The organism is Pseudomonas sp. D2002 (genome assembly GCF_013385735.1).
Classification (GTDB): Bacteria; Pseudomonadota; Gammaproteobacteria; order Pseudomonadales; family Pseudomonadaceae; genus Aquipseudomonas.
In genome coordinates this window covers 522197-546980 of the sequence record NZ_JACAPL010000006.1, presented here as the reverse complement: position 1 = coordinate 546980, position 24784 = coordinate 522197, and the positions used below count along the sequence as shown (strand labels likewise).

The 24784-nt window shown below is 61.4% G+C and carries 16 protein-coding genes; 14 read left to right on the top strand and 2 right to left on the bottom strand.

Annotated features, from left to right (window positions below):
- Positions 1-81 precede the first annotated feature (81 nt).
- From HX783_RS15340 to HX783_RS15330, 3 genes are read left to right on the top strand one after another with little or no spacing between them, the layout of a single operon-like run.
- Positions 82-870, top strand: a complete 789-nt coding sequence (locus HX783_RS15340) for an ABC transporter ATP-binding protein (protein ID WP_177017404.1) — start codon at positions 82-84, stop codon at positions 868-870.
- Complete coding sequence (locus HX783_RS15335) at positions 867-1814, top strand: ABC transporter substrate-binding protein (protein WP_177017403.1); 948 nt, start codon at positions 867-869, stop codon at positions 1812-1814. Before HX783_RS15340 ends, HX783_RS15335 begins: the two co-directional genes overlap by 4 nt.
- Positions 1811-2821 carry an iron ABC transporter permease gene (locus HX783_RS15330; protein WP_177017402.1) on the top strand — a complete coding sequence of 337 codons (1011 nt, stop codon included), beginning with the start codon at positions 1811-1813 and terminating at the stop codon, positions 2819-2821. The genes HX783_RS15335 and HX783_RS15330 overlap by 4 nt, the downstream gene beginning before the upstream one ends.
- 2 nt (positions 2822-2823) lie before the next feature.
- Here HX783_RS15330 and HX783_RS15325 read toward each other — a convergent pair whose 3' ends face one another.
- Complete coding sequence (locus HX783_RS15325; protein ID WP_177017401.1) at positions 2824-7398, bottom strand: DUF4329 domain-containing protein; 4575 nt, start codon at positions 7396-7398, stop codon at positions 2824-2826.
- Positions 7399-7681: 283 nt separating this feature from the next.
- Here HX783_RS15325 and urtA point away from each other — a divergent pair, with 283 nt between their 5' ends.
- From urtA to ureC, 11 genes are all read left to right on the top strand, one after another.
- Complete coding sequence (gene urtA, locus HX783_RS15320) at positions 7682-8947, top strand: urea ABC transporter substrate-binding protein (RefSeq protein WP_159953932.1); 1266 nt, start codon at positions 7682-7684, stop codon at positions 8945-8947.
- A 126-nt stretch (positions 8948-9073) separates the two neighbouring features.
- A complete protein-coding gene (gene urtB / locus HX783_RS15315; protein WP_177017400.1) occupies positions 9074-10576 on the top strand; it encodes an urea ABC transporter permease subunit UrtB in 1503 nt (500 codons plus the stop codon).
- Complete coding sequence (gene urtC, locus HX783_RS15310) at positions 10576-11643, top strand: urea ABC transporter permease subunit UrtC (RefSeq protein WP_177017399.1); 1068 nt, start codon at positions 10576-10578, stop codon at positions 11641-11643. Before urtB ends, urtC begins: the two co-directional genes overlap by 1 nt.
- Positions 11640-12473: an urea ABC transporter ATP-binding protein UrtD gene (gene urtD / locus HX783_RS15305; protein WP_162530288.1), complete on the top strand. Its 834-nt coding sequence runs from the start codon at positions 11640-11642 to the stop codon at positions 12471-12473. The genes urtC and urtD overlap by 4 nt, the downstream gene beginning before the upstream one ends.
- Before the next feature lie 138 nt (positions 12474-12611).
- Positions 12612-13310, top strand: coding sequence for an urea ABC transporter ATP-binding subunit UrtE (gene urtE, locus HX783_RS15300; protein WP_159953929.1), 699 nt, complete (start codon positions 12612-12614; stop codon positions 13308-13310).
- Between the two features lie 31 nt (positions 13311-13341).
- Entirely contained in the window at positions 13342-14181 is an 840-nt protein-coding gene (locus tag HX783_RS15295) for an urease accessory protein UreD (protein WP_177017398.1), read from the top strand.
- Between the two features lie 175 nt (positions 14182-14356).
- A complete protein-coding gene (gene ureA / locus HX783_RS15290) occupies positions 14357-14659 on the top strand; it encodes an urease subunit gamma (RefSeq protein ID WP_032878149.1) in 303 nt (100 codons plus the stop codon).
- A gap of 9 nt (positions 14660-14668) precedes the next feature.
- Positions 14669-15181, top strand: a complete 513-nt coding sequence (locus HX783_RS15285; RefSeq protein WP_177017397.1) for a GNAT family N-acetyltransferase — start codon at positions 14669-14671, stop codon at positions 15179-15181.
- A gap of 5 nt (positions 15182-15186) precedes the next feature.
- Positions 15187-15720 (top strand): GNAT family N-acetyltransferase, encoded by a 534-nt coding sequence (locus tag HX783_RS15280; protein ID WP_159953926.1) that lies wholly within the window; start codon positions 15187-15189, stop codon positions 15718-15720.
- Complete coding sequence (locus tag HX783_RS15275; RefSeq protein WP_049710249.1) at positions 15717-16022, top strand: urease subunit beta; 306 nt, start codon at positions 15717-15719, stop codon at positions 16020-16022. The genes HX783_RS15280 and HX783_RS15275 overlap by 4 nt, the downstream gene beginning before the upstream one ends.
- A gap of 113 nt (positions 16023-16135) precedes the next feature.
- Entirely contained in the window at positions 16136-17836 is a 1701-nt protein-coding gene (gene ureC, locus HX783_RS15270) for an urease subunit alpha (RefSeq protein ID WP_177017396.1), read from the top strand.
- A 59-nt stretch (positions 17837-17895) separates the two neighbouring features.
- Here ureC and HX783_RS15265 read toward each other — a convergent pair whose 3' ends face one another.
- Positions 17896-24708: an NEL-type E3 ubiquitin ligase domain-containing protein gene (locus HX783_RS15265; protein ID WP_256347172.1), complete on the bottom strand. Its 6813-nt coding sequence runs from the start codon at positions 24706-24708 to the stop codon at positions 17896-17898.
- Positions 24709-24784 lie beyond the last annotated feature (76 nt).

The window sequence follows — 24784 nt, the reverse complement described above, 5'->3', positions numbered from 1 at the left end:
GACACATTTCTCACTGAACTACCGCTTTCGCGAGCAAGCCCGCTCCCACATTTTTGATCTGCGCTGACCTTGAGAATAACGATGCCCTCTCTCACCCTCACCCAGCTTGGCTGGACCCCACCGGGTCACGACCACTGCAATCACCGGTTCCAGCTGCGTGAGGCCAGCCTGCAGGTCGCTGCGGGGGAGTTTGTCGGGCTGATCGGGCCTAATGGCAGTGGCAAGACCAGCCTGTTGCGCTGCGCCTATCGCTTCACTAAACCGGAGCACGGCGACGTGCTGCTCGACCACCAGAACGTGTGGAAGCAAAGCGCCAAGTGGTGCGCGCAACGCATCGCCGTGGTGTTGCAGGAGTTTCCCGATGCCTTCGGTTTGCGCGTGGATGAAGTGGTCGCCATGGGCCGTACGCCGCACAAGGGTTTGTTCGATGGCGACACGCTGCACGACCAGCAACTGATCCAGGAGGCATTGGCGTCGGTGGGCATGCAGGGCTTCGAAGACCATGCCTTTGCCACCCTCTCCGGCGGCGAAAAGCAGCGGGTGATTCTCGCCCGCGCCTTGGCCCAGCAACCGCACTTGCTGATCCTCGACGAGCCGACCAATCACCTCGACCCACGCTATCAGCTGGAGCTGCTGCGGCTGGTCAAACGCTTGAACATCGGCACCCTGGCGAGCATCCACGACCTGAACCTGGCCGCCGCTTTTTGCGATCGCCTGTACGTGATCAACCACGGGCGCATCGTCGCCAGCGGCACACCGCACCAGGTACTGACTACCGAATTACTGCGCGACGTGTTTGGCGTCGAAGCCCTGATCGACACTCACCCATTGTCCGGCTACCCCCGAATCACCTGGATAACCCAACCATGATCCTGCGCGCCCTGCTGTCTCTCGCCCTGTCGTTCGGCACCGCTCAAGCCTTCGCCGACGCGACCCATTACCCGGTGACCATCAAAAGTTGCAACCGCGACGTGACCTTCCAGGAAGCGCCGCAACACGCGGTCAGCCACGACATCAACATGACCCAGATGATGCTCGCCCTGGGGCTCAAGTCGCACATGGCCGGCTACAGCGGTGTGACCGGCTGGAAGTCGGTCACCCCGGAGATGGCCCACCTGCTCGACGGCCTGCCGGAACTGGCCAGCAAGTACCCGTCAGTGGAAACCTTGCTCAACGCCAGCGTGGATTTTTTCTTCGCCGGCTGGGACTACGGCATGCGCGTGGGCGGCGACCTGACGCCGCAAACCCTGCAACCCTTGGGCATCAACGTGTACGAGCTGACCGAGTCGTGTGCGTTTGTGATGAAGCGCCCGGCCGCAACCCTGGAAGACACCTATAACGACCTGCGCAACCTGGGCAAGATCTTCGACGTGCAGGACCGCGCCAATGCCTTGATCGCGCAGATGCAGGCGCAAGTCGCCGAGGTGCAAAAGGACCTGCCCGACGACAAGCCGCGCGTGTTTCTCTACGACAGCGGTGAAGACCGCGCCATGACCTCCGGCCGCCTGGGCATGCCGCAGGCGCTGATCGACGCGGCCGGTGGGCGCAATATCCTCGATGACATCGACGCCAGCTGGACCCGTGTCAACTGGGAGACCGTGGTGGAGCGCAACCCGCAGGTGATCGTGATCGTCGACTACAGCGAAGTCACCGCCGAGCAAAAACAGCAGTTCCTGCTCAACAACCCGGCGCTGCAATCGGTGGACGCCATCAAGAACCAGCGGTTTATCGTGATCCCGTATGTGCAGGCCACGCCGGGCATCGACAACGTGCTGGCGGTGGAAACCCTGGCCAAGGGATTTCACGGCGAATGATTACCCGGCGCTACGCCTTGTTGCTGGCCGCGCTTGGCGCGTTGTTGCTGGTCTCTTGCGTGATCTCGCTGGGGTTCGGCTCGGCGCGGGTGCCGGTGGACGTGGTATGGCGGATTTTGCTGAACAAGGCGTTCGGCATCGGTGCGGTGAACTGGAGCACCGGCCAGGAACATATCGTGTGGCTGATCCGCGTGCCACGCATGTTGCTCGGCGCGCTGGTGGGCGCCGGGCTGGCGTTGATCGGCGCAGTGTTGCAGGCAGTAACGCGCAACCCGCTGGCCGACCCGCACCTGCTCGGAGTTACCTCCGGCGCCACGCTTGGCGCGGTGATCGTGGTGCTGCATGTGGGTGAAATCATCGGCCTGCTGACCCTGCCCATCGCTGCGTTTATCGGCGCGCTGCTGAGCATGCTGGTGGTGCTGGCCGTGGCCAGTCGCAACGGTCGCCTGGAAAGTGATCGCCTGCTGCTGTGCGGCGTGGCGGTGTCGTTCGTGATGATGGCGGTGGCCAATTTGCTGCTGTTCATGGGCGACCACCGCGCCGCGTCGGCGGTGATGTTCTGGATGCTCGGCGGTCTGGGCCTCGCCCGCTGGGAGCTGCTGGCGATCCCCGCCGCGACTGTGCTGCTGGGGCTGCTGTTGCTGCTGGGCATGGCGCGGCCGCTGAATGCGTTGATGGCCGGCGAGCAGACCGCCGTGACCCTGGGCCTGAACGCGCGCAACGTGCGGCTCAAGGTGTTCCTGGTGGCGTCGCTGATGACCGGCGTGCTGGTGTCGATCAGCGGCTCCATCGGTTTTGTCGGGTTGATGGTGCCGCACATTGCCCGGCGTTTGGTCGGTGCCGAGCATCGACGGTTACTGCCCGTGTGCGTGCTGCTGGGCAGTGTGTTCCTGGTGTGGGTCGACATCGCCGCACGCACCCTGATCGCCCCCGAAGACCTGCCCATTGGCGTGGCGACGGCGGCGATTGGCGGGTTATTTTTTATCGGCCTGATGCGCAAGCGCTGAGGTCAGAGTTCATCTTTGGCCCGTGCGTACCAGAACTCGTCGGCTTCCGGTTCTGCCTGCAACTCACTGACGCTCCACTCTTCAGCCAGCAAGCCCGGACGCGACCAGAAGGCGTCGGGGACCTGCACCGACAAACTGCCCTGGCTGCGCAATCGACTGACCAACACACTCGGGTCCGGCGCGCCCCCCGCCTCCAGCAGCTCCGTTTCAGCTGCGTTAAACGCCGGCACATACTTGAGCAGCGCCCCACCCCGGCAGGACAGGTAACAACTCTTGGCATCGGGCGCATTCCTTTTGACCAGCGCCAGGTAGTCGCGCAGATCATCCTTGGAGACGAAGTTTTCCAGCAGATCCTTATCAATCTGCGTATAGCTGGACGTCGACTGTATCGCCTTGTAGAACGCCTGCACGGCGGCAATTTTATAGGTGCTCAACACGTTGCCCGGCGGCACGTCGAGGCCTGGATGATCAACCCGGAACAACCGTTCCAGGCTGCGTGCGGCGCCGGTGCCCTGATCTTCCACCGGCTCGATCGCCACATACCCCGGCGTTTGCCCCGGAACCAGTACCGCGCCCACATACTGCTTGGTCTTATAGGGCGCCACCAGCCGTTGGGCATAGCGGGCTGCGTCATCGGGGTAATAAAACACCGGCCCGCAGTAGGAATGAACATGCGGGTCGTCGGCAAACGGGTGGGGCGTTCTTTTCGGCACCCAACCGGCCGTGACCCGCTCTTTCCTGCCCCAAACTTCACTGGTGCTGCGAATGTCCAGTTCACCCACCCCGGCGAGGCGGCGCACATAGTCTTGGACCTTCAGCGAGCCTTCGAGTAATTGCAGGCGGTAGTCCGCGCTCGTCCATGGGTAGAGTGGCGAAGTCTTGGGAAACACGTACTTGAGCAACGCGCCGTCGCCGCACAACAAATACAGCGGCAGCGCACCACCGTTGCGCGCATACAGGGTGAATTGCAGGGCCTTGGCGATGTAGTGAGGCGGGAAAAAACTGTATGCCATTTCATCATCGGCCGGGGCGACGGCAGTCGTCGAAGCACACAGATACAGGCCATCGAGCACATACCCCTGGGGCAACTGGCCGTCGAGAAAAACCTGCTTGAAGTCGGCCAGGTTTTCTCTGACCAACGCCAGCGTTGTCATGTACAGCGGCTTGTTCACTGACTTGAGTACATAACCGAACGCCACATCGGTTTGCGGCGCGCACTGGCGCTGGGCATAACGAACGGCGTCATACGCCTGGGTGAAGATCGGGCCGCAAGGCGCGTCGGCGAATACCTGGCGAATATCCCCAGGCTGGGGTCGCGTTTGATACGGCACAAAACCCGGAGTTATCTTCCTGGGCTCGCCCCATACGCTGTCGCCCTTTACCACACGCAGTTCACCGGCCTTCGCCGTCTCATTGATGAACGCCTGTGGCGAGAGCGCCCCGCTGCGCAGCTGCTCTTCGACAGGGTTGTCGCTGAAGTCCAGCTTGACCGGGCTCAGTGGCGTCAGGCGCTGCTTGAGCAGCACTTCCTCGGCAGAGTCCGACAGTTGGTAGCTGAGGATCGAACCCGTGGCGCCGAACACATACTCCTGTTTGATCGGGTCCTGGCGGTGCAACAGGCTCGACAGCACTGCGCTCGGCAGCATGGTTTTGTACAGGGCTTTCTGCTCGGCGGACAGCAGCAACGGGACCTCTTGATCCAACAACGACCGGTAGCGCGCCACCATCGCGCTGCCTCCGGGGTACAGCCCTACCGCAACCGCCTGGTCCGGGTAAATCCAGTTCAGCGCAAACCCCTGCATCGGAAGTGCCAGCGGCTCAGTTGCGGCGAACAACCCGGTGGGTAACCGCAGAATTACCCCGCCATACCCCCGCTGCCAGCCGTTGCTGATCATGGCGGCGGCATAGCGGGCCGCGTCATCGAGGTTGGCGAAAGCCGGGCTTAACCGGCGCGGAGACAACGTCGCATAGTTGCTCCAGTTGTTGTCGACCAACCCGTTTTTGTCCCAGCACTGGCTGGTGCGAACCACGTGCAGCCCGCCCTTCACGGCCCACTCCCGAACAAAGTCCGCAGGGGTTTTCTGACCGGAGTTCAACTGCTCCTGTGCCTGAATCAACGACCTGTCGGCCAGGCCCGCACTTCTCACGTCCATCGGCGCAGGCACATACCGCAGCAGCGCGCCATCCAGGGTTGAGAAATAAATCGACAGGTTGTTCATGCCCTGCCGATTAGCCGCGTAGAGGGCCGTGTACAACACATCCGGCGTGACAAAAAACAGCGTCAGCCACGCGTTCGAGGCATTCAGCCCGGTCGGCGACCATTGCTGCGAACGGAACAGTCCATACAACACAAACCCGTCAGGCAGGCGGTAGCTGTCATCGGCAGTGCGCTCAAACAGGCTGTTGAGATTGAACAACTTTTGCTGCCCCGCCACGCCCACGACTTCGCTGGCAATGTACTGCTCCTGGTCCTTGTGCTTGAGAATGAAGGCAAAGCAGGCCTGCTCGGCAAAGTTTCGCCCATGCACTCGCCCGTGCAGGTTACGCGCAGCCGCGTCGGCACTGTTGAACACGGCGCCGTAGGTGGCGTAGTCGGGCGGGCCGGACCGTGGCGTGTAGCTGTAGCTGGGCGTCCAGTCTTCGTAGATCACCGAGCGCGGCCCCCACAATGGGTTGCCCTGGATGATCTTGAAATCCCCGGCTTCGGCCACGCGCCGGACCCAGTCGGCGGGCCGGACCTGCCCGTTTTCAAGGCGCTTGCCCAGGCTGCTGCTGCCGACTTCCGGGCCGATATTACCCAGCAGCACCTCTTCATGGGACGAATGGTTTGGGGTGTACTCCAACAGGCAATCCTGCGCGCCCGACAGGTACGCCACCCGGCCGGCCGTGATGATCGAGTACATTTCAGCGTCGGAAAACCCTTGCTGGATGATCTGCGCCTCGTCCCGCGTCCAGCCACGCTGTGCAACCCGGGCCGGGTCGGCCATCGACAGGGCGGTGTGGGAGCCGTAGCGCCCGTGCAACACATAGGGTTCCGGCGGGATCAGCGGCCCCTGGTTATCGAACGGAAAGAACAGCGTGAAGGCAAACGGGTTGGCCACACTGGCGATGGGTTCGGTGATGACAAAACGACCGTCTGCGTCCTTGAGGATATAACCGCCGTAGCTGCGGGCTCGCCAGTTGCCAATTTGCTCGTGGGCATACACGGCTGCATCCCGTGCAGAGAGAAACGAACGGCTCAAGGTGGCCTTGTAAAACGACATCAGCAGGTTGGAGCGGTTATCTAGCATGCCCACCGTGCGCCATAAGCCTCCGGCCTGAACCACCGACAGATCGGTCTCGGCAATGACCCGGCGCACATAATCCCGAGGGCTCAGCGTGCCGTCGACCATGGCCGCCTGTGCGCCGTTATCGTCAAGTTCACCCTCGCTTTTTTGCCTGACCAGCTCAGTCGTGGCCGTGGCCTCGGGCACTTTGAAGGCCAGCAGGGCGCCGTCTGAAGCGTGCATGTACAGGCGTAATCCACGCGCCGGGTCCTGAATGCCCAGGGTGGCCCGCGCCTGACGGGTCGCGGCCACCACCTGTGCCGGAGTAAAGAAGGTGCTCGCCAGCCAGGTTTCCCGCGCTGCGACTTCGTTCTTCTCGTACCAGCTATTGAAGTAAATAGCCTCCAATCGGAAGTTGGAAGGCAATCGAAGTTTGCCGTCAGCGCGCTTTGGAAACACTTCGTTTGGCGAAAACAGCGGCTGACGCTTGGGCACTGCCAGCGTCGCCACAAAGGCGTCCTCACGGGTGTGCTTGAGGACAAAACCCATAGCGCCTGCTGTGGGCGAGCCAGCAGCCGAAAGCGCACCCAAAACGGCCGTATCCGCCGTTGGGAACACCGAGGTGAAAAAGGGTTGTTGTGCAGTACTGCTGCTGGTCACAGGCGTGTTGATTCGCCAGCCAGTTTTCACCCGGCCGCGCACGCCGCCCCACACCTTATTTGCAATCAGCACCCACAGCTCACCAATCTGCGCCAGGTTCCAGATCGGGTTCTCGAAATCACTTTTGGCCTCAAGCGTGCCATCGCGCACTTGCTGGGCGAAGGTATTTTCTGCTGCCGAGCCACTGCTGACATATTTGAGCAGCACGTTATCCGGCCCGGAGAAATAGTGGGTCTTGGCGAATGCTCTGTTTCTGAAGCTGAAGAGCTGGTCCGGCATGGAGTAGAAATTGTTGAACACCACGACTTGGTCGGTCGTGAAGTAGGGAAACATCCTTTGGATCTGTGCCGCATCCGCCGGATGGGAGTGGTAGAACGCCTCGGCGCTGTAGCCATCGGGGGTGACGAAGTTGCCTTCACTGTCCACGGCCAACAGGATCCGGTGATCGAAACTATTACGCTGGTCCGGCACCGGGTGGGTGGCGTAGTAGCGATGGGCGCGCTTGAGAATAACGCCACCGTACTCGACATCGCGCCGTGTGCCGATGGCCTCGTGTGCCCAATGCGCGGCGTCATCGGCGCTGATAAAGGCCGGGCTCAGGGCCGGTAACTTGGCAAGGTCGTGTGAGGGGTGGGCTTGAGTAATGTCCATAAGTGTCTCGCTGACAAGAGGGTCGCGGGCGCAGTCGGTGCGCCTCACGTAGAGCCTCATGCTGAAACATCCTTGCCGACCACTTGCGCTGCATATCTACGCCTGCGCCCTTTTTCAGGGCTTGGCGTGCACGCGACGCTCATCGCGGCGCCAAGTTGGTGCGCATCTCCTCCGTCGGTATCGGCCGGCCCCCGCCATTACGCGTGTTAAGTCGCGCAGGCACAGCCTTTGCAAAGTCCTGTGTATCTGCCCCACAAAAAAATCGGTTTACGGAGATCGCACCATGCAGCGTCGTAGCTTGATCAAGGCTTTTACTTTGTCGGCATCCATTCTCGCCATGGGTTTGACCTGGACCGTGCAGGCCGCCGAGACCATCAAGGTCGGCATCCTGCACTCGCTGTCCGGGACCATGGCGATCTCCGAGACCTCGCTCAAAGACATGGCGTTGATGACCATTGACGAGATCAACGCCAAAGGCGGTGTGAACGGCAAGATGCTCGAACCGGTGGTGGTCGACCCGGCGTCGAACTGGCCGCTGTTCGCGGAAAAAGGCCGCCAGTTGCTGACCCAGGACAAGGTCGCAGTGGTGTTCGGCTGCTGGACCTCGGTGTCGCGTAAATCGGTGTTGCCGGTGTTTGAAGAACTCAACGGCTTGCTGTTCTACCCGGTGCAGTACGAAGGCGAAGAAATGTCGCCGAACGTGTTCTATACCGGTGCGGCGCCGAACCAGCAGGCGATCCCGGCGGTGGAATACCTGATGAGCGAAGAAGGCGGCGGCGCCAAGCGCTTCTTCCTGCTCGGCACCGACTACGTGTACCCGCGCACCACCAACAAGATTTTGCGTTCGTTCCTGCACTCCAAAGGAGTAGCGGATAAAGACATCGAAGAGGTCTACACCCCGTTCGGCCACGCCGATTACCAGACCATTGTGGCCAACATCAAAAAATTCTCGGCCGGCGGCAAGACCGCGGTGATCTCCACCGTGAACGGCGACTCCAACGTGCCGTTCTACAAAGAGCTGGCCAACCAGGGCTTGAAAGCCACCGACGTGCCGGTGGTGGCGTTCTCCGTGGGTGAAGAAGAGCTGCGCGGCATCGACACCAAGCCGCTGGTGGGCAACCTCGCGGCCTGGAACTACTTCCAGTCGGTGGAGAACCCGGTGAACAAGAAGTTCGTCGCCGACTGGAAGGCCTACGCCAAGGCCCACAACCTGCCGGGCGCGGATAAAGCCGTGACCAACGACCCGATGGAAGCCACCTACGTGGGCATCCATATGTGGGCGCAGGCGGTTGAGAAAGCCAAGTCCACCGATGTCGACAAAGTGCGCGAGGCCATGGCCGGCCAGACCTTCGCCGCGCCGTCGGGCTTCACCCTGACCATGGACAAGACCAACCACCACCTGCACAAACCGGTGATGATTGGTGAGATCCAATCGGACGGGCAGTTCTCGGTGGTGTGGCAGACCGAAAAACCGATCCGCGCCCAGCCGTGGAGCCCGTACATTCCGGGCAATGACAAGAAGCCGGATTACGCCGTGAAGAGCAACTAATCCGCTGATCGTTCCCACGCTCCGCGTGGGAATGCATCCCGTGACGCTCTGCGTCACAACGCGGACGCAGAGCGTCCAAGGCGGCATTCCCACGCAGAGCGTGGGAACGATCTACAGGAAAATTTTATGCCCACTGCCCTTTACCGCTTCATCCTCGCCGCCCTGCTGTTGCTGCCTTTTGCAGCACACGCCAGCGACGCCGACGACTTCCTCGCTGCCAACCCGATGCAACAAGCCAAGCTGCTCCAGGATTGGGCCGCACAGCCCGACCCCGCACGCATCGAGCTGGTGGACGCCCTGCAACAAGGCCAGATCACGGTCAACGGTGAAACCAGGACCGTACGCCTGAACAACCGCCTGCGTGGCCTGATCGACAACGTACAAGCCAGCCAGCAACTGCTCGCCGCCGACCCCAAGGTGCGCCTGGCAGCGGCACAAACCCTGCAAAAAAGCGCTGTACCTGCCCAGCTCAAATTCCTCGACCAGCAAGTCGCCGCCGAAACCAACGAGGACGTGCACACCGCCCTCAGCCTGGCCCTGGCCAACCTGCAACTGGTCGACAGCGACCCCGTGGTGCGCCTCGCCGCCGTGCGTTTGCTCGGCGGCACCGGCGACCCGCTGGCGCGCACGCGCCTCGAAGCGTTGCTCGCGCCCGGCGTCGAAACCGACGCCGCCGTGCACACCGCCGCCGAGACCAGCCTGGCCCAGGTCAAACGCAAATTGATGGTCGGCGAAATCCTCGGCCAGGCCTTCAGCGGCATGTCCCTGGGCTCGATCCTGTTGCTCGCGGCCTTGGGTTTGGCGATCACCTTCGGCCTGCTCGGCGTGATCAATATGGCCCACGGCGAGATGCTGATGCTCGGCGCCTATTCGACTTATGTAGTGCAGTTGATGATGCAGCGCTACGTGCCCGCGGCCATCGAGTTCTACCCGTTGATTGCGCTGCCCGTCGCGTTTTTTGTCACCGCCGCCATCGGCATGGCCTTGGAACGCACGGTGATTCGTCACCTCTACGGCCGCCCGCTGGAAACCCTGCTGGCGACGTGGGGCATCAGCTTGATGCTGATCCAGCTGGTGCGCCTGGTGTTCGGTGCGCAGAACGTCGAAGTGTCCAACCCCGAATGGCTGTCCGGTGGCATTCAAGTGCTGCCCAACCTGGTGCTGCCGTACAACCGCATCGTGATCATCGCCTTCGCGCTGTGCGTGGTGGTGCTGACCTGGCTGCTGCTGAACAAGACGCGCCTGGGCCTCAACGTGCGCGCCGTCACCCAGAACCGCAACATGGCCGCCTGCTGTGGCGTGCCGACCGGGCGCGTGGACATGCTCGCGTTTGGCTTGGGCTCCGGCATCGCCGGTCTCGGTGGCGTGGCGCTGAGCCAGATCGGCAACGTCGGCCCGGACCTGGGCCAGAGCTACATCATCGACTCGTTCCTGGTGGTGGTGCTCGGCGGTGTTGGCCAGTTGGCCGGTAGCGTGATGGCCGCCTTCGGGCTGGGCATCGCCAACAAAATTCTCGAACCGCAGATCGGCGCCGTGCTCGGCAAGATCCTGATCCTCGCGCTGATCATTCTGTTTATCCAGAAACGCCCGCAAGGACTCTTCGCACTGAAAGGACGGGTGATCGACTGATGAACCAGCCATTGATGCTTACGGCCACACAAAAGGCCGGCCCCAAGGTGACGATAGCGGTCGGCGCGGTGATCCTGATCCTGCTGCTGGCGCTGCCGCTGTGCTCGCTGCTGTCGCCGGAAAACCCGCTGCATGTGTCGGCCTACACCCTGACACTGGTGGGCAAGATCCTCTGCTACGCCATCGTCGCCCTCGCGCTGGACCTGGTGTGGGGCTATGCCGGCATGTTGTCCCTGGGCCACGGATTGTTCTTTGCCCTGGGCGGTTATGCGATGGGCATGTACTTGATGCGCCAAGCCTCCGGGGATGAGCTGCCGGCGTTCATGACCTTCTTGTCGTGGACCGAGTTGCCCTGGTATTGGATCGGCACCGAACACTTCCTCTGGGCCATGTGCCTGGTGGTGCTGGCGCCGGGTTTGCTCGCGCTGGTGTTCGGTTTTTTCGCCTTTCGTTCGCGGATCAAGGGCGTGTATTTCTCGATCATGACCCAGGCGCTGACGTTCGCCGGGATGTTGCTGTTTTTCCGTAACGAAACCGGGTTCGGCGGCAATAACGGCTTCACCAACTTCCGCAGCATCCTGGGCTTTGGGATTACCGAGCCGGGCACGCGGGCGGTGTTGTTCTTTGCCACCGTGGTGTTGCTGGTGGCGAGTTTGTACACCGGCTGGCGCCTGGCGCAGAGCAAGTTCGGCCGCGTGCTGACAGCATTGCGCGATGCCGAAAATCGCCTGATGTTCTGCGGCTACGACCCGCGCGGTTTCAAGTTGTTTGTGTGGGTGTTGAGCGCGGTGTTGTGCGGTTTGGCTGGTGCGTTGTACGTGCCGCAAGTGGGCATTATCAACCCCAGCGAGATGTCGCCGACCAACTCCATCGAAGCCGCCGTGTGGGTGGCCTTGGGCGGGCGCGGCACGCTGATCGGCCCGCTGCTCGGCGCCGGCGTGGTGAACGGCATGAAGAGCTGGTTCACCGTGGCGTTCCCGGAATACTGGCTGTTCTTCCTCGGGGCGCTGTTCATCATCGTCACCCTGTACCTGCCCAAGGGCGTTATCGGCTTGCTGAAGAAATGAGGAATGTCATGCTCGAACCTATTTTCGATGCGGGCAGCAGCCGCGATGCCATCGGCCTCGGCCAGGCCGCCGGCAAGGGCCTCAACACCCGCCACGGCACCATCCTGACCCTGGAAGACATCAGCGTCAGCTTCGATGGTTTCAAGGCGCTCAATGACTTGAACCTGTACATCGGCGTCGGCGAATTGCGTTGCATCATCGGACCCAACGGCGCGGGCAAGACCACGCTGATGGACGTGATCACCGGCAAGACCCGCCCCAGCCACGGCAAGGCCTGGTTCGGTGAAACCCTGGACCTGACCAGCATGAGCGAAGTGCAGATCGCCCAGGCCGGCATTGGGCGCAAGTTCCAGAAACCCACGGTGTTCGAAGCCCTCAGCGTGTTCGAAAACCTGGAACTGGCGCAGAAAACCGACAAGTCCGTGTGGGCCAGCCTGCGCGCGCGCCTGAGCGGCGAGCAGAAAGACCGCATCGATGAAGTGCTCGACACCATCCGCCTGACCGCCTCGGTGCAGCGCCCGGCCGGGCTGCTGTCCCATGGGCAAAAGCAGTTCCTGGAAATCGGCATGCTGCTGATGCAAGACCCGCAGCTGTTGCTGTTGGACGAGCCGGTGGCAGGCATGACCGACGCCGAAACCGAATTCACCGCCGAACTGTTCAAGCGCCTGGCGGGCAAACACTCGCTGATGGTGGTGGAACACGACATGGGCTTTGTCGGCTCGATTGCCGACCACGTCACCGTGTTGCACCAGGGCAGCGTGCTGGCCGAAGGGTCGCTGGAGCAGGTGCAGGAAAACGAGCGGGTGATTGAGGTTTATTTGGGCCGCTGATCGCTCCCACGCTCCGCGTGGGAATGCCGCCCTGGACGCTCTGCGTCCGCTGTGTGACGCGGAGCGTCACGGTATGCATTCCCACGCAGAGCGTGGGAACGATCAAGCGTGGGAACGATCATTGAGGAGAGTTTGAACATGCTGCAAGTCGACAAGCTGCACCAGTACTACGGCGGTAGTCACATCCTGCGCGGGCTGTCCTTTGATGTGAAGATCGGCGAAGTCACTTGCCTGCTCGGCCGTAACGGCGTGGGCAAAACCACCCTGCTCAAGTGCCTGATGGGTTTGCTGCCGGCCAAAGAAGGCGCGGTGAACTGGGAAGGCAAAGCCATCACCGGCCTCAAGCCGCACCAGCGCGTGCACGCCGGCATCGCCTATGTGCCTCAGGGCCGCGAGATTTTTGGCCGACTCACAGTGGAAGAGAACCTGTTGATGGGCCTTTCGCGTTTTCCAGGCTCCGAAGCCAAGGAAGTGCCGGCGTTTATCTACGAACTGTTCCCGGTCTTGCAGCAGATGAAACATCGGCGCGGTGGCGATTTATCCGGCGGCCAGCAGCAACAGTTGGCGATTGGTCGCGCTCTGGCCAGCCGCCCACGCCTGTTGATTCTCGATGAACCCACCGAAGGCATCCAGCCGTCGGTGATCAAGGAAATCGGCATGGTGATCAAGAAACTCGCGGCGCGTGGCGATATGGCGATCCTGCTGGTGGAGCAGTTCTACGACTTCGCCGCCGAACTGGCGGACCAGTATTTGGTGATGTCCCGTGGTGAAATCGTGCAGCAAGGCCGAGGTGAAAATATGCAAAGTGAGGGTGTACGCGGGCTGGTAACCATCTAATCTGTAGCGTCCTAACGATAAGCACAAGAACATGAACTTGCCCGTTACCCCCGCCCTGTTCACTCCCAGCTGGCACGCCGAGCTGGAGCTCGGCTACGCGCGTTTCGGCGATACCACGCGCCCGGTGATGCGCCGCCACCTCGGCCCGCTGCGGGTGCAAAAGCACCTGTACGCCGAAGGCCCAGAAGTGTGCCAGCACATCATCGTGCACCCGCCCGGCGGAATAGCAGGCGGTGATCGCCTGGACATCAGCGCCCATGTCGGCGCCGGTGCCTGGGCGCAATTGACCAGCCCCGGCGCAGCCAAGTGGTACCGCGCCAGTGGCCCGGCGTATCAACAGCTGGAGTTGACCGTGCAAGCCGGCGCCACCCTGGAATGGCTGCCCCAGGAAACCATCGTGTTCAGCGCCGCCCAGGCCGAACTCACCACGCGCATTGAGCTGCAAGGCGATGCGCGGCTGTTCTACTGGGACGTGGTCGCCCTCGGCCGCCCCGCCAGTGGCGAGCGTTTCGACCTCGGCCACTTTCAATCGCACCTGGATATTCGCCGCGACGGCCAGTTGCTCTGGCATGAGCGCCAGCGCATTGTAGGCGCCGATGGCCTGCTCGACTCGCCCATCGGACTGGACGGGCAACCGGTGTTTGCCACGCTGTTGCTCACGGCTGATATCGAACCTGAATTATTGGAAACCTGCCGCGCCTTGCCGCATGCGGTGCGCGGTGATCTGACCCAACTGCCCGGCTTGCTGGTCGCCCGCTGCCTGGCCAGTGAAGCGCTGCTGGCGCGGGGTTGGTTGATTGATTTGTGGAAACTGTTGCGCCCGGCGGTGCTTGGGCGCCAGGCGGTTTCACCCCGAATCTGGAGCACATGAAGATCTGAAGTGGAGCAAGCCCCTGTGGGAGCTGGCTTGCCTGCGATGCAGACAACTCGGTATTGCTGATGTACTGAGGTGATGCCATCGCAGGCAAGCCCGCTCCCACACAAGCCCGCTCCCACAATTGATCTCTGTTGTAGTTAAGAATGCATTCTTTGAAGGACCTTGAACCATGGATTTGACCCCACGGGAAAAAGACAAACTGCTGATCTTCACCGCAGGCCTGGTCGCCGAGCGCCGCCTGGCACGTGGCGTGAAGCTCAACTACCCGGAAACCATCGCCTACATTTCCGCCGCCTTGATGGAAGGCGCCCGCGATGGGCGCACCGTCGCCGAGCTGATGCACTTCGGCACCACCCTGCTCAGCCGCGAACAAGTGATGGAAGGCATCCCGGAAATGATCCCGGATATCCAGGTGGAAGCCACCTTCCCTGACGGCACCAAGCTGGTCACCGTCCACCAGCCTATTGCGTGAGGCCAAGCCATGATTCGTGATGCCACCGCGCAAGACCTGCCGGCCATTCGAGACATCTACAACGACGCGGTGCTCAACACCACGGCGATCTGGAACGAGCAACCGGTGGACCTGGCAAACCGCCAGGCCTGGTTCAATGCGCGCCAGGCCCAGGCGTATCCGATATTGGTGAGCGTCGAAAACGATGAAGTCACCGGCTACGCCTCATTCGGCGACTGGCGACCCTTCGAGGGTTTCCGCTACAGCGTCGAGCACTCGGTGTACGTGCGCAATGACCAACGCGGCAAAGGCCTTGGCCCGCGCCTGATGCACGCGTTGATCGAACGCGCCGCCACCTGCGGCAAGCACGTGATGGTCGCTGCCATCGAAAGCGGCAACCAGGCGTCTATTCGCCTGCATGAGCGCCTGGGGTTCATCACCACCGGGCAGATGCCGCAAGTGGGCATCAAGTTCGGCCACTGGCTGGACCTTACCTTTATGCAACTGACATTGAATCCGGGCGCCGAACCGCCCAAGGAGTGAGATCGATGAGCGCTGCACAACTGCGTCGAGTCAATGCTGAAAGTTTTGCCCATTACCGCCTGGGTTTGATTGAGCTATTGCTCGACGCGGTGCAGCACGGCGCCTCGGTTGGCTTCATGGCCGACTTCGACGAAGCCCAGGCCCGCGACTACCTCAAAGGCGTGCAAGCCAGTGTTGAAGACGCCAGCCTGCTGCTGTGGGTGGTGGTGCGCGACGAGCAGGTGATCGCCAGCGTGCAATTGGCGCTGTGCCAGAAAGCCAACGGCCTCAACCGCGCCGAAGTGCAAAAGCTGCTGGTGCACAGCACGGCGCGTCGCCATGGTCTGGGCCAGCAATTGATGAACGCCCTGGAACTCGCCGCGCGCCAGCACAAGCGCGGCCTGCTGTACCTGGACACCGAGGCCGGCTCGGGCGCCGAAGCCTTCTACCAGTCGCTGCACTACACCAAGATCGGTGAGCTGCCCGACTACTGCCAAAGCCCGGACGGGCGCTACAGCCCGACCGCCATCTACTTCAAGACCCTGGGGCAACCTGCATGATTCCTGGTGAATATCAGATCCAGCCTGGCGACATCGAACTCAACGTGGGCCGGCGCACCGTCACCCTCAGCGTGGCCAACAGCGGCGACCGGCCGATTCAGGTGGGCTCGCATTACCATTTTTTCGAGACCAATGACGCGCTGACGTTTGATCGCGCCGCGAGCCGTGGCATGCGCCTGAATATTCCGGCCGGCACGGCAGTTCGGTTTGAGCCGGGTCAGAGTCGCGAAGTGGAGTTGGTGGATTTGAGCGGTGGGCGCCGGGTGTTCGGGTTTGCCGGACGCATCATGGGCGACCTTTAAGGCCTCTTCGCGAGCAAGCCCGCTCCCACAGGGGAATGCATTCCAAATGTGGGAGCGGGCTTGCTCGCGAAAGCAATCTCACATTCAACACATATTTCTCAGGGCTCACACACATGAAAATCAGCCGCCAAGCCTACGCCGACATGTACGGCCCCACCGTCGGTGACAAGGTCCGCCTGGCCGACACCGATTTGTTCGTCGAAGTCGAGCAGGACTTCACCATTTATGGCGAAGAAGTGAAATTCGGCGGCGGCAAGGTGATCCGCGATGGCCAGGGCCAGAGCCAATTGCTCGCCCATGAGGTGGTGGACACCTTGATCACCAATGCGCTGATCATTGACCACTGGGGCATCGTCAAGGCCGACGTCGGCTTGAAGAACGGCCGCATTCACGCAATCGGCAAAGCCGGCAACCCGGATATCCAGCCCGGTGTGACCATGGCCATCGGCGCCAGCACCGAAGTGATCGCCGGTGAAGGCATGATCCTCACCGCCGGCGGCATCGACTCCCACGTGCATTTCATCTGCCCGCAGCAGATCGAAGAGGCGCTGACCAGCGGCGTCACCACCATGATCGGCGGCGGCACCGGCCCGGCCACCGGCACCAACGCCACCACCTGCACCTCCGGGCCGTGGCACCTGGCGCGCATGCTGCAGGCCAGTGACGCGTTCCCGATGAACATTGGTTTTACCGGCAAGGGCAACGCCAGTTTGCCGGAGCCGTTGATAGAGCAGGTCAAGGCCGGCGCCATCGGTTTGAAGCTGCATGAGGATTGGGGCACCACGCCCGCCAGCATTGATAACTGCCTGAACGTCGCCGACCAATATGACGTGCAGGTGGCGATCCACAGCGACACCCTCAACGAGTCCGGTTTTGTCGAAACCACTCTGGCCGCGCTGAAGGGCCGCACCATCCACACCTATCACACCGAAGGTGCCGGTGGCGGCCACGCGCCGGACATCATCAAGGCCTGCGGCTTTGCGAACGTGCTGCCCAGCTCGACCAACCCGACCCGGCCGTTCACGCGCAACACCATCGATGAGCATCTGGACATGTTGATGGTCTGCCATCACCTGGACCCGAGTATCGCCGAAGACGTGGCGTTCGCCGAAAGCCGCATCCGGCGTGAGACCATCGCCGCCGAAGACATCCTGCATGATCTGGGCGCGTTCTCGATGATCAGCTCCGACAGCCAGGCCATGGGCCGCGTCGGCGAAGTGATCACGCGCACCTGGCAGACCGCCGACAAGATGAAAAAACAGCGCGGCGCGCTGCCTGGCGACGGGCCTGGCAATGACAACTTCCGCGCCAAGCGCTACATCGCCAAGTACACCATCAACCCGGCAATTACCCACGGTGTCAGCCATATTGTCGGCTCCATCGAGGTGGGCAAGTGGGCCGACCTGGTGCTGTGGCGCCCGGCGTTTTTTGGCATCAAGCCGACCCTGATTCTCAAGGGCGGCGCGATTGCTTCAAGCCTGATGGGCGACGCCAACGCCTCGATTCCAACGCCACAGCCGGTGCACTACCGCCCCATGTTCGCCAGTTTCGGCAGCTCGCTGCACGCCACCAGCCTGACCTTTATCAGCCAGGCAGCGGCCGACGCGGGGTTGCCCGAAGCATTGGGGTTGAAGAAGCAAATCGCCGTGGTCAAAGGCTGCCGCAACGTGCAGAAAACCGACCTGATCCACAACGATTACCTGCCGGATATCGAGGTGGACCCGCAGACCTACCAGGTCAAGGCCGACGGCGTGTTGCTGTGGTGTGAGCCTGCGGATGTGCTGCCGATGGCGCAGCGGTACTTTTTGTTTTAGCGCAGACGACTGCGCCCCGAAGACGCTTGTGGGTCCTCGGGGCGCAGTCGCAGTGTTGCTTACGCAAATTGTGTTTCGATCATGCCCTCGCTGTAGTCGTAATTCATGCGCAGCTCAGCGCCCGCCGGAATGTCTTCGGTCGCAAACACCGCCGTCAGGATAAAATCCGTCCTGGTGGTTTTTGCGCCCCACACTTCATCCGCTTCGATGTCGAACCCTACACCCTCAACGTTGTAACCGCCTGCGGCCTGACGCACCGGCTTGCCATTGGCGTCATAGTCAAAGTTAGTATTTATCCTGGAGATAATGTTGTCCCCCGATATTTCGATCGGCTCCCTTCCAAGCCTTCCTGAAGCCGGCCTGGAGCCTGCCAGCAGGATGTAAGTCTGCCCACCGGGGCTTGCGACTTGAGAGGGCAGGACGGTCCCGCCATAAACACCGACTATTTCCCCTTTGGCGATTCGCCGGTTGGCAACCACCATGGACTGGCCGATCAGCGATTTCTCCCCAGGCGCCTTCATATCCTGCGCAGTGAACAAACGCCGCTGCAGCTTCGCTTCATAAAGAGCCCCAACGTCCTCATACCCTTCAAACTTGATGTAAGGCTTGATCTGCTCCGAGGTGTATTCAACACCGGACGCCGACCGAACCTTTCTCTGCAGTGTTCGAATTCGTATCGGTTTGCCCTGTAAATCCCTGAGCGGATATCGGGCGTTGTTCACGCGGCTGTAACTGCCCGGCGTGTTGCGCAGCTGTGTGAAGTGAGTTTGCCGGCGCATGGCAATGAGTTCGTCGGCGGTGTAGGGCTGCATCGGCATAGACTCCGAGGCATCTTCGAACACCTCCTGGGAAACTCCCGGCCGTATCCCGCCCGTCGAGCCTCTGCGCTTCCAGACCCCGGCGACATCGGGCTTGGCGATAATCGCGCTACTGACCAAGGCAAATGGATTATCCGGCGCCTGCACCCATAACACGTAGTGCTCACCATCGCCTGCATCGGGCATGCTCGCAATGAAGTACGGCTTGCCGCCGAACTCAATGGCTTGCGCCTGGGCGAGTTGTAAGCCAGACACCGGGTTCTCCAGCACTTCAAGGGTTCCCCGTGGCAGCAAGGCTTGGGCGATTTCTTGACGGGTCAGGGTATTGAGCAGTGCCGCGTTCTTAATCGCCCACTGCGCCTGCAGGTCATCGGCCTGTTGCCGGTACAGGGCCTCGGCCAACGTCTGCGCCTCAAAGCGACGGGTGAGATCGGCCATTTGCGCATGATAGGGTTGGCGCTGGGCTTCAAATTGCGCGTGGTATTTGTTGGCGAGGTAGTCCTGCCAGAACTCCCTCGCCAGCAATGCGTGGAACTCTTTCGGTGAGTGATCCAGGGCCACGACTTCGTTATACGCCGCCTCCAACATCGCCGGGGTAACGTGGGCAAGGTCGGCGAACTGCATTTTCTGCGGCTGACCCGGTAATTGCAGGCGGTCCTTGAGGCCGACACGATAGGCCAGCCTTATCTCGACCTCTTCACTCAGGCGCAGGGTGTGGGGGAGTTTGTCAGCCAGGGTTACCGCCGGATCATTCACGATCGCCTGGCTGCGGGCGATATCGGCCGAGGCGATCCGGTCCAGCGCGTCCAGCCGAAACAGCCCCCGCGCCAATGTCCGCAACTGCGGGCCTTGCGTCAGATCGCCGGCCGTTACGCGAGCCTTGGAAACCATCACCGCGAGTTCCATATTGCTGAAGGTAAACACCGCACGGTCACAGCATTTCGCCTCCCCGCCCAACTCGAAAACCTCCGCGCGCAGCCGCTCGGATTCAGGGGTATTTGGACTGATCGCATCGATCAGTTCCCATATCCGCCGCTGCTGATCGGCATGGCTCGCGGCCGTTGTCTCCAATCGTTCAAGCTGATTGAAAAAACCATCCGCCTTCTGCTCGCCACGCAATGCAAACCACTGGGCCCTCTTGCTTGCCACCTCATCAGTGGGCATCCCTTCGGCCCAGCGCAGAAACGCATCGTGTGGGCCCGCGTCGATCACTTCAACGCGGCGTACATTCAGCGCACGCACCGCAAACACATTTGACGTGTTCGTGGTCTCCAGCCCTTCACGATGAAGCCGCTCAGCGTAATCCCGCACTTTCTGCTGAGTGGCTGGTAACAGTGGGTTGCTGCTGGCGTTGGTTAAATCGTTGATGCGCTTTGCCGTTGCCAACAACTCGTCTGTCGGTGCAATGATCGCGTCAGGGATCGTCGTGATCTCGTTACTCCTCAGGTCCACATCCTCCAACGCTTGCAGTTCAAGCAGCCCATTTGGCCAGGCGTCAATGCCTGTGTTGTGCAGGCTGAGGACGCGCAAATCCGTCATCGCGCTGAAAGTCGGGATCATGCCGAGCGGGTTGTTCCCCAGGCGTAACGCTTGAAGGGCCGTGCGTCCGGACAGGATCGCGGACGTCTGCTGGGTCAAACTGATTCGGTTGGAATTAAGGTACAGGCTGGTCAGTGCATTCATGTTGCCCAGAGCAAGGGGCACTTCCCGGAGCTCGTTGAATGCCATGTCCAGATGCCGCACATTCGGGAAGCGGGAGAGAAAACCTTCGGGCGAAGTGCCGAGATTCATGAACCTCAATTTGAGTGATACAGCATGACTAAAGTCTACGCCGAGGTCCGGCAAGCTCGGCAAATTCAAGTGGGACAGATCGAGCGTATAACCCGGGCCCATATCGTCACTGGCCAGCACCGGCTCCGTTTCCCGTCTCCAGCACTCAATAATCCGATCTTTGGCCGTAGATCGATCAGCCATGTTCGGCGGCAGGGGCCTGCGCCGGAAGCCGCCCCCGAGTTGCGGGGGCAGATCGCCTTGCTCGTAAACCCAATCGGACAACCTGACGCTTAACGCAAAGAGTTCGTCCTCAAGCCTCTGCAGTTCCGCGTCGGCACCTGCCCCCAGGTTTCTGAGAAACTCCCGGGCTTGTTGACGCGTCCTTGCGGGGTACACGCTCTGATACTGTTCAATCCTGGGGCCGCCAACGTCGAACGCCCCGGGCAGCGTGCCTTCCAACAGATCAGGCCGTTCCCGGCTCAGGCGCAGCCAGTAGCTATCAAATTTTTGCCAGTAATCGGCAGGAAACTTGTTTCTATCAAGCAGGGTGACACGATTGATCCGGGCAATCGCCTCAAGCTGATCAGGCGGCGGGTCCAGATTGATCGCAGGCACCTCACTGAGCCCGTTACCCTCCAGGTTGACGTAATCCAACCCTGTATCAGCCCGCAGCCCCACTGGCCACTGGTCGATCCCGGTACTACTGAGGCTCACCTTTTTCAACCGGGACATAGCACTGAAATCGGGAGACATACCCAGGGGATTGTTGTTGAGCATGAGCGTCTCAAGGTTGCTGAGGGCACTCAGTTTGGCCGCGCTCTGCGAGGTCAAACGGATATCGTTGAAACCCAGGCTTAACTCAGTCAGGTTATTCATGCCGCCGATCACATCAGGCAATGACGTAAGCCCGATGGAGGTACTGATGCTCAAACGTTTCAGACGGGGAAAGTTCTGGAAAAACGTATCGGCATTGTTGGGCCACTTTATTTTGAACAGCTCGAGTGACTCGACATGGCTGAAATCGGCGTTCAATGCTGGCAGATCCGTCAACGCTAACGAGAGCTCGTGAGCCCCGCCCTCTCGACGCCAGCAGCTCAAGATATTCTTGACGTTGATCGCCGGTGCGTCTGCGTTCGGGTCGTACGCCGAGAACTCCCTGGGCTGAGCTCTCTCCCAAACCTTCAAGGCTTTCTTCAGGCCTCGATACTCGGCCTCCAACCGGGATAACCCGCCGCTGACGTCATCGCCTAACCGCTCGATAATTACCGTGATCTCGCGCTCACCGAGCATGGGGTAAAGTTTTCGAGCGCGGACTTGGGCAGAACTGAAGGTGCCGCGCGCCCATTGTCGAACGCCGCCCCCACCACCCAGCAGGCGCACTGTCGGGTCAACGTTCGGCTTGAGCAGCGGATGCTCCAGCAATACCGTGCGCAGCGACGCACGCGGCAGGGGCGCTTGCTGGATCGCGGCCTTCATTTGCGACGCGTCGGTAAACCCCAGGCCCTGGCGCTCGGTGGCAGACAACAGGTCCCAGGTCGCCGAGTAGAAGTCCCTGGGCGTGGGCGCCTGGAACTGGCCGTTGTTCATCACCACCAGCGTCCTGCTTGCCGGTGCGTCCGGCGGGCCGACAGCATCCAGCAGTGGCCCCGTTGCCGAGTACTGACGCAGTTCCACACGCGTTCCGCTCGGCCAGCCGGGCAAGGTTTCGAGGGTACGCAAGGCCAGGCGCTGGCTGTCAACATCCGCCAGGGTGTCCAGGTGCAAACCTTCGTAGGCGCGAGAAACGCGGGTTTCCTGTTCACACCATTTGGCCTGTTCGGCCTGCTGCTTGGGCAACATCCCGGTGCGGCGCAACGCCTGCAATTGCTCGTTGTTCAGGCGCTTGAGCAGATGCTCGGCCGCCGCTGTCGGCAACTTGGGATAACTGAGCAGTACCATTTGCACATCGGGATCCGCCGACAAAGTGGACGCCTTGTAGCGTTCCTCCGCCAGCGGCCCTTTGAACGTCTCAACGGTGTCGCCGAGGTACTGGCGTAGCTTGCCGGCGCGCACCTCCAGCGAGTCGTCGGCGCTGCCGGGGATTTCCTTGAGCGTGGGGTCAACGCCCTGCAAGGTGTTCAAGACTTCCTTGAGCAACTCGCCACGTGCCATTTGGCTGTCAGAGACAACCACCACGCGCCTGGACGCCGTAACCGGTGCATCGTTCTCCCAAAGCAGGCGGCCGTCGCCGCGCATGACGCGAAGGGGCGTATCGGCGGGCAGCATTCCACGACGCTGCAGCATGTTCAGTTGCAGCACCGGATCAGCCTGGCTATACACCGCCGGGTCGCTGCTGTGCATGTGCTCAACGAACGTCGTCAGTGCCTGGTGGGCCTTGAAATGCTGGATCGAATCTTCCAGCAGCAAGGGCACCGGCTCGTGTTCGACAAAGGTCTGGCGCAAGGCGTCTTCTTCGACGCCACTGGCCATGCGGGCCTGTTCCAGCGTTTGGGTATCGAGCCCACGCTGATCCAGCCCCAGGCGTCGTATCAGGGTCGGCGAGTCCCAGGTCAGGGGCTCTTCGACTTCATGGCTCCAGGCACCCGCGTGGTTATGTTCCAGTTGCGGTTCGTACGCACCAGGGCGGCTGGGGTGCTGGATGCGGTACTGCCCGGTCTCGGGCTCCTGCCGGACTCGATAATAGTCGCCTTCATGGGGCAACACTGCCTGCCCGTTGTGCTGGTAGAGGCCCAGGGCGTCCGGTTTGGCATCCGCCGGCAATTCGACAGGCACTTTGTAGGGCGTCAGATCAGGGTTCCACAGCAGCTGCTTGCCTGATGGCATGGTCACCGGCCGGAGGTTGTCGACCCTGCTCGACAGTTTGACTTCGGGCAACACCTTGGCCCCGGTGACCAGCATCGCAACATTCAGCGCCACGCTGGAAAAGTGCGCCCACATCGCCCTCAGGTCGCCTTGATTGGCGACTTCGATACCTTCATAAAATTCGCTGCACATCTGCGCCGCGCCCACCACCAGCATGATCGGCCCCAGCCCGGGCACCACGAACGCGAGGAGGTTGAACGCGCTGTTCACTGCGTCGGCATAGCTTGCCAGCCGATCCATGCGCGCCTTGCGGTCTTCATCGCCAGTGGGCACGGCCACGGCGCGGGCGTCGGAGAATATTTTGCTCACCTGCGCCTTGCGCAGTTGCTCCCACAGGTTGCCGTTGATGCGCAGCTCATCCAGGGGCAGTTTCGACGGTTTTGGCGCCAGCGGATAGTCGCCCGCCGCACCATTGCCGTTGGTGGGTTTGTACAACCGATTGAACTGCTGAAAAAACAGGCCCTGCTCACGCTGGGGTATGAAGCGGCTGAAAAACCGCCGGTACGAAGCACTGTGCAAGCGGGTGCGCAGGTCGGCCATAAAGGCGCCGCTGTCGGCATATTCCTTGAGCGGCTGTTGTGGGTCATTGGGGATGAACACCAGAAGGCGCTCGGCGCTGTCACTGTCTTTACGCACCGGCCCGATCAGCAACGGCCCCACCAAGACACAGCCAAACACCTTCAGCGCGGCAAATGTCACCGGCTTGCCATCAAGGGTGGCGGTGGCGGGGTCAGTGATGACCTGTTTGATCATCCGGTAAGCGTCCGCGCCGATGCCCCACTCAGCCTGGTGAGAGGCGACCTCGGCGCTCAGTGCCAGCAGTTGACGCTGGTGTTCTTGCAGTTGCTGCTCCAGCGCCGAGCGCTGGGTTTCGTCCTCGGGCTGGACGATGGCCTGGAGGTGCTGCTGGTACAAATTGCCCAGATCCAGAGTGCGGCACATCTGCGCAAACTCATGGGCGGGAATGGCCAAGGCCTGGGAGTTGACCGCATGGGGCGTCGCGATGACTTCGCCGTCATACGAGTTCCAGGTGGTAATCACCTGGCAATCGTTACAAAGGCTGGCGCGCTCTTCGTCCGGCGTGAAATTGGCCAGGGCAGCCTCGAGCAACGAAACACCGCGGTACTCATAGCTCAGTGACGGATCCGGGGCCTGGTCGAAGACCAGCACACCGAACAGATCGTCACGGCTTTTAAACCCATACTTGCGCGCGAAATAGACATTCCGCACGTCCAGTTCCAGGTTGAAGCGTTGCTTGATCGCGTCTTTAAGCGGCTGCTCGGCAAAAGCCAGCACATCCTGGATGTTGCCCAGGCTGTTCTCCACTTGGTTCAAGGTCTCGCGATAACGGGTGTGGCTGTCGGCCAGGTCAGCCTTCTGCTGCGCTGTGGCAGTCAGGTACCAGCTGGGCAGCTCCATTTCGTGGTTGGCGAGTTCTTCCTGGCGCTGGGTCGAGCCTTGGCTGAACCACGCAGGGACGCGGTCTTTGAGGAAG